Consider the following 7,563-nt stretch of genomic DNA (forward strand, 5'->3'; position numbering starts at 1 on the left):
CGTCAGCCCACCACCCTGCGGATACCTCATACACCCGGCATACCGCGACAATCACACTCCGTCAGCCCCCAACGACATCACGCTTCCAAAGTCAGTAACGTCCCGTATCTGGTGTGCCGGGAAGTCTGGTCGGCGATCCATTTCGCGCGCCTCGGTGCGCCCCGGGAGAGGCACACGCCGTGACCACTACCCCCAAGCGGTCCGCCGCGCCCACCGCCGAACCCACCCCCTCGGGCAGGTCGCGGTGGCTGCACGCGCGCCCGGTGCTGCTGATCGCTTTCGCGTTCGCGGTGATGGCCGACCCGGTCTCCTCCGTCGCCTACGCCATCGAGGCAGCCCTTCGCGCCCTGCACGGCGACCTGGACCTGCTGCTGCCCACCATGGGCCTGGTCGTGGGCCTGATCGCCCTGGTCATCGTCAACTACCAGCAACTGGTCGCCCGCTACCCCCAAGGCGGCGGCGCGGCAGCCGCTGCCGGCGAAGCCTTCGGCGAGGCCTGGGCGTTCGTGCCGATCGGCGCACTGATCGTGGACTTCGTCCTCACCATCGCCATCAGCTCCGCCGCCGGGGCCTCCGCCATCATCGCCTACGCGCCCGCCGCCGCCCCCTGGCGCATCCCCCTGGCCCTGCTGCTCACCACCGCCGTAGCCGCACTGACCTGGTTCGGACACTTGGGACGGGCCATCTTCGCAGTCATGACCCTCGCGTTCATCGGCATCACCATCGCCGTACTCACCGGCGGCCTCACCGCACCCGTGCACCCCAGCGGCACCATCACCCACACCGCAGGCCACTGGGCCCCGATCGCAGTGGCTCTCGCCTTCCCTGTCGCCATGGCCCTGGCCACCGGCGTCGAAGCCCCCTCCTCCGCCATCGCCCAACTCGGCCAGCTCGACGACGCCGGACGCCGCCGCTTCGGCCAGATCACCCTGTGGCTCACCCTGATCCTGGTCGGCGGCATCACCCTGGGCCTGACCGCCGAAGCTGTCCACCTGCACATCGGCATCCCCGCCCCGGACAGCACCCAGATCGCCGACCTCGCCCAGCGCGCCGCACCCGGCGGCCTGTACGCCGTCTTCCAACTGGGCACCGCCCTGCTCCTGCTGTCCGCAGCGTCCTCCTCCTTCCAGGCCGGACCCGGACTGCTCAAGGCCCTGGCCCGCCACCACCGCCCCGGCGGCACCGACACCGGGATCCTGCCCGCCCTGTGGGGACGCACCAACCGGCACCACACCCCCTACTGGGGTGTCCTGCTGTTCCTCGCCATCTCCGCCCTCGTCATCACCGCCGCAGGCGGACAGGACCAACGCCTGGTCCTGTTCTACGCGGTCTCGGTCTTCATGTCCTTCCTGGCCGGACTCCTGGCCATGGCCCGCTTCTCCGGCCGCGAACGCCACTGGGGCCACCTGGCCGTCAACACCGTCGGCGCCCTCGCCGTCGCCTTCGTCCTCGCGGTCAACCTGCTCCGCGGCGAACCCGTCGCCTCCCTGGCCGCGGCAGTGGCCGTCGCCGGCGTGCTGTACCGGATGTGGGTCAAGGCCGGACGTCCCCGCGGCATCCGTGACGCCACCGCCGAAGGCGAAAGCTGACCGGCACAGTCCACAAGCTGTTCAGCGTGCCGCCACCAACGGCTCATACGCGAGGAACAGCGCGAAGGCCGTCGACCCGGACCTGCGACTCATGGACAAGGCCGCGGCGCCCCAGCGCCCATTGCGAGGGGCGGCGTTGCAGCACCGCCCCTCGGTCCGGTGTGGCCGGCCTCGGCCGGTGGGGCGGATCCCGGGTTCAGACTCCGATCAGGCTGTCGTGCGGCGAGCGGACGTAGACCGTCCAGGTCAGGACGGCGCACAGTGCGTAGAAGGCGATGAAGGCGCTGTAGGCAGCGTCGCCGGTGCCTGTCGACAGGAAGGACTGACGGAATGCGATCTGGACCAGGACGCCGCCGAAGGCGCCGACCGCTCCCGCGACACCGACCAGGGCGCTGGCCAGCCTTCGGGCCTGGAAGTTCTCCCGTTCCGGGTCAGCGCCCTCGTTCAGCTTGGTGAGGGCCCGGGCGTGGAAGATCGCCGGGATCATCTTGTACACCGCTCCGTTCCCGATGCCGGTCAAGGCGAACAGCACGGTGAACGCCGTCACGAACAGTGGAACCGACTTGGCATGGGAGGTCGCCAGGACGGCCCCGGACACCGCGGTCATGGCGACGAAGTTCCACGAGGTCACCGTCGAACCACGGAAGCGGTCGGCCAGTGCTCCGCCGACCGGACGGATCAGCGATCCGACGAAGGCCCCCAGCCAGACCACGTAGATCGGGTGCGCGACACCTGAGGCAGCCAGGACCTGGCCGAAGGCGAAGCCGAAGCCGATGAACGAGCCGAAGGTGCCGATGTAGAGGAAGGAGATGATCCAGGTGTGCCGGTGGCGGGCGACCTCGCGCAAGGCGCCGGAGTCGTTGGTCGCTTCGGTGAGATTGTCCATCCGCATCCACGCCGTTGCGGTGACCGCGAGGACCAGCGGGATGTAGATGTACAGCAGGACGCGTGGATCGGTGGCTGCGCCGAAGACGGCGATGATTACCGCGCCGACGATCTGTACGGTGGCGACGCCGATGTTGCCGCCACCGGCGTTGAGTCCCAGCGCGCGGCCCTTGAGCCGTTGCGGGTAGAAGTTGTTGATGTTGGCCATCGAGGAGGCGAAGTTGCCGCCGCCGACCCCGGCGAGTGCGGTGACGACCAGAAGGGTGTTCAGGGACACTCCTGGCTTGAGCAGGACGAGTGCGAGGACCGAAGGGATCAGCAGCAGCCCTGCGGAGATGACCGTCCAGTTGCGGCCGCCGAATTTGGCGATCGCAAAGGTGTAGGGCAGTCGTACGAACGAGCCCAGCGCTGCCGGCGTGGTCGTCAGCAGGAACTTGTCGCTCACGCTGAAGCCGTAGGTCTTCTGGGGCATGAACAGCACCAGGACCGACCAGATGGTCCACACCGAGAACCCGATGTGCTCAGAGAGGATCGAGAAGACCAGGTTGCGGCGCGCGGTCCGGGAACCGACCGCCTCCCAGAACTGCTGGTCCTCCGGCAGCCAGCGGTCGATCCACCGATGCGGTCGACGTTGCAGAAGCTCGTCATCGGACGCCTTGGGGGGCAGCAGTCCGGTTGTGGTCGCGTTCGTGTCGATTGCCACGGGGAGTCCTTTCGCCAGGCGGCCGAATGCCTTCCGGAACCTGCACGCTAGGCGGATCGTGTTAACCGGCCGCCATCCCCCACCACCCGGCCCGTAACGAGGTCCTGACACGGCCGACGGGCCACTGTGAGGTGGAGAGAAATCACTGGAGCGCCTGTCGTTCATCGCGGCGGCCAAGCGCCTGAGGCTGCCGTTGGCGGAGATCGCTGAACTCCTGGCTGTGTGAAACTCCGGCAGCTGCGCGCAGGTCCGAGGAACGCGAAGGTCATGACCGCAAAGATCGCCCGCCCCAGGCGACCGAACCACGTCGCGCCAACGCCCCAGCCGCGGCCTCCATCACACACTCCGGATGGGACTCGGCGCAGACGAAGCAGAGCGAGGAGCTCCAGCCATGGAGTCACTCTCGGCCCGTACAGCGCGGCTCTCCGCGCCCGTTCGAAGATTGCGAAGACCCGAACCGCGGGTCAGCGGATACTCGGGTGCTCTGGGGTGACCTCGACGAACGGGAGGTGGTCGAGGCCGATCCGGTAGAAGTCCTCGGGGGTCATCGGGTGGGCGACGACGGGCAGCCGGTGGCGGCCGACCTGGATCGTGACCTGCGGATTGTACTGGATGTCCCAGTACCACTGGGCTGTGGGCCCCAGTCCTGAGGCGAGGTGGTAGGCGCCGGTCTGCGTGTCGCGCCCGCTGACTTCCAGGACCACCTGGCGCGGCCGGCCGCATGTGCGGCGGACGGAAGTCCTGCCAGTCCAGACCCTCCTGGGTCAGGAACGCGAAGAGGTGCTTCAGGTCGTACCCGTAGGCGCTCAAGGTGTTCGGGGAGAACTCCCGGTCCCCGAGGTGGCTCAGGACCGGCACACCGGGCCGACCGGCTCGCCGACGTCGTCGAGCAGTCGGACCCGGGGGACGATGCCGCCTTCCCCGTTCCTTGACGACCTTCACTCCGGCTCCTCGTCATCCATGCCTAGCGATAGCAGGGCGACCTACGAGGAACGGACGGCCTGCGGCGCAGTTTCTCCGAAGTGACATCGGCTCAGTGTCCAGATAAGAACCCCTTGGGCCGCTACCTGTTCAACATCAAGGCCAGCAGCTTCGGCCAGGGCCTGCGCCCCTTCCGCGACCCCGACGCCGCTGGGGACGGCGAGGAAGAGGCCTGACATCCCGGGCGTATCCGGGACGTCAGGCCGTTTCATTCGCTGCTTGCTACCGGGCCCTGGGGCCGGGGGCGGGCGGGGTACGCGGTCGCAGGCGCTCTCCCTGCGGCCCGAACATGATCAGGTACTCGACCGCGCCGCCGGGGCCGGCGTTCGCTACCCCGTGGGGATTACGGGTGTCGAACTCGGCGACGTCCCCGGCACTCAGGACGAGGTCCTGGTCGCCGAGTGCGAGCCACAGCCGCCCGTACAGGACGCACAGCCATTCCCAGCCGTCGTGGGAGACCTGCCGGGGCCGCGCGGGCGGCTCCTGGACGGCGGGTAGGACGTGTTTGTGGGCGTGCAGGCCCCCGACGTACCGGGTCAGTGGCAGCACCGCCTTGTCGTCGCCGAAACGCTGGAGCGCGGAGGTGCGGGGCGCGGCGGCGGGAGCGGTGCCGGCCAGCTCGTCCAGGGAGACGCCGTACTCCTTCGCCAACTGCAGCACCACTTCCAGAGTGGGCTTGCGTCGGCTGGTCTCGATCCGCGACAGCGTGCTCGGGGAGATGCCGGTCGCGCAGCTGACGCCGGTGAGCGTGGAGCCGCGGTGTTCGCGTGCGGCCCGCAGCCGGGGGCCCATCGCCTCCAGCATGTTGGCCACGTCGTCGCCTGTCACCCGCTCTGCCCTCTTCCGGAGGTGCTGTTCGACCATCCCGTCCTGCAAGTTTGCCAGATTGGCAAGGGTAATCGCGGTGGACGGTCGCTGCGCCGCATGATCGATGCGTACCTGCATCCACCCGCGAGCCTAGGAGAAGCCCCATGCAGCCCGAGCCGTCCGCCGCACTCCGCCACCGCACCGTCGAGGCCCCTGCCGGGCGCCTGCACCTGGTCGAGCAGGGCACCGGCCCGCTGGTCCTGCTCGTGCACGGCTTCCCCGAGTCCTGGTACTCCTGGCGCCACCAGCTCCCCGCCCTCGCCGCGGTCGGCTACCGGGCGGTGGCGATCGACGTGCGCGGCTACGGCCGCTCCTCCAAGCCTGCGGAGACCGATGCCTACCGGATGCTGGACCTGGTGGAGGACAACGTCGCCCTCGTGCACGCCCTAGGCGAGGAGAACGCGGTGGTCGTCGGCCACGACTGGGGCTCCAACATCGCCGCCATCTCCGCCCTGCTCCACCCTGAGGTCTTCCGGGCCGTCGCCCTGCTGAGCGTCCCGTACGCGCCACCCGGCGGCCCCCGCCCCACCGACATCTTCGGCCAGATCGGCAGCCCCGAGCAGGAGTTCTACGTCTCCTACTTCCAGGAGCCCGGCCGCGCCGAGACAGAGATCGAGCCTGACGTGCGGGGCTGGCTCGCGGGCTTCTACGCCGCCCTGTCCGCCGACACCATGCCCGCCCAGGGCGAGCCCGACCCACACTTCGTCGCCCACGGCGGCCAGCTTCGTGACCGTTTTCCCGCCGGCATCCTCCCGGCCTGGCTGGCCGAGGACGACCTCGACGTTTACGCCGGAGAGTTCGAGCGCACGGGTCTGACGGGAGCCCTCAACCGCTACCGCAACGTGGACCGCGACTGGGAGGACCTCGCCCCCCACCGCGGAGCCCCGATCAAGCAGCCGGCCCTGTTCATCGGCGGCGCCCTGGACGCCTCCACCACCTGGATGTCCGACGCTATCGACGCCTTCCCCACCAGCCTCCCCGGCCTGACCGCCTCCCACCTCGTACAAGGGTGCGGCCACTGGATCCAGCAGGAACGCCCCGAGGAGATCAACCGTCTGCTGACCGGCTGGCTCAACACCCTCAGAGGTTGAACCGCCAGGCGCGACCGGGGCTTCTGCACACGGAGCAGTTCGGCCCGCATACCCGAGCGCAGCGGCTAGAGGGTGTCTGAGAAGTCGTCAGGGGGACTTGCCGAGCCGGTGGACGAGGAGGAACACAGTGGCGGCCCACACGGCGTTCTCCCAGCTGGCGCGCAGGTACTCGCAGTCCTTGGCGAGGCGGCGGTAGCGGCCCAGCCAGGCGAAACTGCGCTCCACCACCCATCTGCGTGGAGGTACCGCGAGGCGGGGAGTCGGCGGTGGGGGCTTGTCGTTGGGCGCCCAGTGTGTCGTGCTCCGCCATCGGACCGTTGGACCACGTCGATGGTCATCGCGACGGCCGCCTGGGCCCATTCGTGCAGTCGTTGTCCGCTGTAGCCCTGGTCGGCCCAGATGTGCCGTAAGCGGTCGTAGACCCGGCTGGCCATGGACAGGAGCACCATTGCGCCGTCGCGGTCGCCGACGTCGGCCGGGCTGACCACGACCGCCAAGACCAGCCCGAGGACGTCCACCAGCAGGTGGCGTTTGACGCCAAGGACCTTCTTGCCGCCGTCGCAGCCGTGTAGGCCGCCGCGTTCGGTGCCGTGCACGCTCTGACTGTCGATCACTGCTGGCGAGGGCTACGGATCACGGCCCTGCCGCATCCGCTCGCGCTCCCGCAGAACAGCAGCGATCTCCTGCCAACGGCCCTCCATTCGCCAGCGCCGCCAGTAGTGGTAAACCGCCTGCCACGGCGGCAGGTCATGCGGAAGCAGCCGCCAGGCGCACCTGGCCCTCAACCAGTACGAGATGCCGTTGACGATCTCCCGCCGAGGGTGGGCCACGGGGCAGCCACCGGTCTTGGGCACGGGATCAGCGGCTCCAGCACAGACGACTTCGCATCGGCCACATCCGTCGGGTAGCGCAGTCGCGACATGACACGCCTTTCTTTCCTCTCGACGCCGCTTGCCCCTGACGACTTCTCAGACACCCTCTACGGCCGGGTGCTGCGTGATTCTCACGATTATCCACAGCCTACTTGAGTTGCCAAAATGCGGGTATGAATTCAGCAATATTCGTCGCCAATAGAGTTGAGGACCACTCGCAGCAGGGCTACTGCTCTCCGGACAGGGGATGCACTGTCGAGACAGGCTCTCTAAATCATCGCCAGCAGGTCAGCGAAACTGATCCCCGAATGGAACACGCTGGCTCAATTCGAATGCTGAAGCGAGTTCCCGACGCCCAATTCCAATGTTTCCACGTACAACTGATGAGCCATCACATGGCACCAGTAAACTAACAGAAGCATAAGTGGCACGACGAATACCCAACCGATAGCAGGATGGGCACGTCGCGCCTCTTACTGAGGTTGAAAGCGTGATGGCCGTGGGTGGCTGACGTTCCTTGATCCCTGCGGTACGACCGGAGCATGAAGTATGCACAGGGCGGTGGGCTGACCCCG

The 7,563-nt window shown here is 68.3% G+C and carries 9 protein-coding genes and 2 pseudogenes; 3 read left to right on the forward strand and 8 right to left on the reverse strand.

Features of this window, described 5'->3' with window-relative positions; all coding sequences use genetic code 11:
• The first annotated feature begins 179 nt into the window (after positions 1-179).
• Complete coding sequence (locus IF29_RS0140800) at positions 180-1,589, forward strand: APC family permease (protein ID WP_232242910.1); 1,410 nt, start codon at positions 180-182, stop codon at positions 1,587-1,589.
• 196 nt (positions 1,590-1,785) lie between these two features.
• Here the strand turns inward: IF29_RS0140800 and IF29_RS0140805 are convergent, their stop codons facing one another.
• Entirely contained in the window at positions 1,786-3,177 is a 1,392-nt protein-coding gene (locus tag IF29_RS0140805; RefSeq protein ID WP_037598685.1) for a nitrate/nitrite transporter, read from the reverse strand.
• A 154-nt stretch (positions 3,178-3,331) separates the two neighbouring features.
• Here IF29_RS0140805 and IF29_RS49165 point away from each other — a divergent pair, with 154 nt between their 5' ends.
• Positions 3,332-3,403 (forward strand): hypothetical protein, encoded by a 72-nt coding sequence (locus IF29_RS49165; RefSeq protein ID WP_408640851.1) that lies wholly within the window; start codon positions 3,332-3,334, stop codon positions 3,401-3,403.
• 238 nt (positions 3,404-3,641) lie between these two features.
• On the opposite strand, the gene IF29_RS42980 is transcribed toward IF29_RS49165, so the two are convergent.
• The 3 genes and pseudogenes from IF29_RS42980 to IF29_RS0140820 all read right to left on the reverse strand — a co-directional run bounded on the left by IF29_RS42980 (position 3,642) and on the right by IF29_RS0140820 (position 4,986).
• Positions 3,642-3,881 (reverse strand): nitroreductase/quinone reductase family protein, encoded by a 240-nt coding sequence (locus IF29_RS42980; protein WP_051726691.1) that lies wholly within the window; start codon positions 3,879-3,881, stop codon positions 3,642-3,644.
• 67 nt (positions 3,882-3,948) lie between these two features.
• Positions 3,949-4,119: pseudogene (locus IF29_RS49170) on the reverse strand (hypothetical protein); the annotation flags it as partial.
• A gap of 261 nt (positions 4,120-4,380) precedes the next feature.
• Positions 4,381-4,986: a helix-turn-helix domain-containing protein gene (locus IF29_RS0140820; protein ID WP_030267467.1), complete on the reverse strand. Its 606-nt coding sequence runs from the start codon at positions 4,984-4,986 to the stop codon at positions 4,381-4,383.
• A 143-nt stretch (positions 4,987-5,129) separates the two neighbouring features.
• Between IF29_RS0140820 and IF29_RS0140825 the strand changes: the two genes are divergently transcribed.
• Positions 5,130-6,116, forward strand: a complete 987-nt coding sequence (locus tag IF29_RS0140825; RefSeq protein ID WP_030267469.1) for an alpha/beta fold hydrolase — start codon at positions 5,130-5,132, stop codon at positions 6,114-6,116.
• Positions 6,117-6,203: 87 nt separating this feature from the next.
• Here the strand turns inward: IF29_RS0140825 and IF29_RS49175 are convergent, their stop codons facing one another.
• The 4 genes and pseudogenes from IF29_RS49175 to IF29_RS49190 all read right to left on the reverse strand — a co-directional run bounded on the left by IF29_RS49175 (position 6,204) and on the right by IF29_RS49190 (position 7,532).
• Positions 6,204-6,476: a transposase gene (locus tag IF29_RS49175; RefSeq protein WP_380525340.1), complete on the reverse strand. Its 273-nt coding sequence runs from the start codon at positions 6,474-6,476 to the stop codon at positions 6,204-6,206.
• A gap of 2 nt (positions 6,477-6,478) precedes the next feature.
• A pseudogene (locus tag IF29_RS49180) lies at positions 6,479-6,730 on the reverse strand (transposase); the annotation flags it as partial.
• A 12-nt stretch (positions 6,731-6,742) separates the two neighbouring features.
• On the reverse strand, positions 6,743-6,970 hold the full coding sequence (locus IF29_RS49185) for a transposase (RefSeq protein WP_408640850.1): 228 nt from the start codon (positions 6,968-6,970) through the stop codon (positions 6,743-6,745).
• A 427-nt stretch (positions 6,971-7,397) separates the two neighbouring features.
• The gene (locus IF29_RS49190; RefSeq protein ID WP_084715562.1) at positions 7,398-7,532 is read right to left on the reverse strand and encodes a DUF255 domain-containing protein; all 135 of its coding nucleotides are present in this window, start codon (positions 7,530-7,532) and stop codon (positions 7,398-7,400) included.
• Positions 7,533-7,563: the final 31 nt, after the last annotated feature.

The organism is Streptacidiphilus jeojiense (genome assembly GCF_000719095.1).
In the GTDB taxonomy this organism is placed as follows: Bacteria; Actinomycetota; Actinomycetes; order Streptomycetales; family Streptomycetaceae; genus Streptacidiphilus; species Streptacidiphilus jeojiensis.

Bases quoted from the DNA above. Each gene is read 5' to 3' on its own strand.
- IF29_RS0140825 (WP_030267469.1), top strand. From the start codon at position 5,130: ATGCAGCCCGAGCCGTCCGCCGCACTCCGCCACCGCACCGTCGAGGCC.
- IF29_RS49175 (WP_380525340.1), bottom strand. From the start codon at position 6,476: ATGGGCCCAGGCGGCCGTCGCGATGACCATCGACGTGGTCCAACGGTC.
- IF29_RS49190 (WP_084715562.1), bottom strand. From the start codon at position 7,532: ATGCTCCGGTCGTACCGCAGGGATCAAGGAACGTCAGCCACCCACGGC.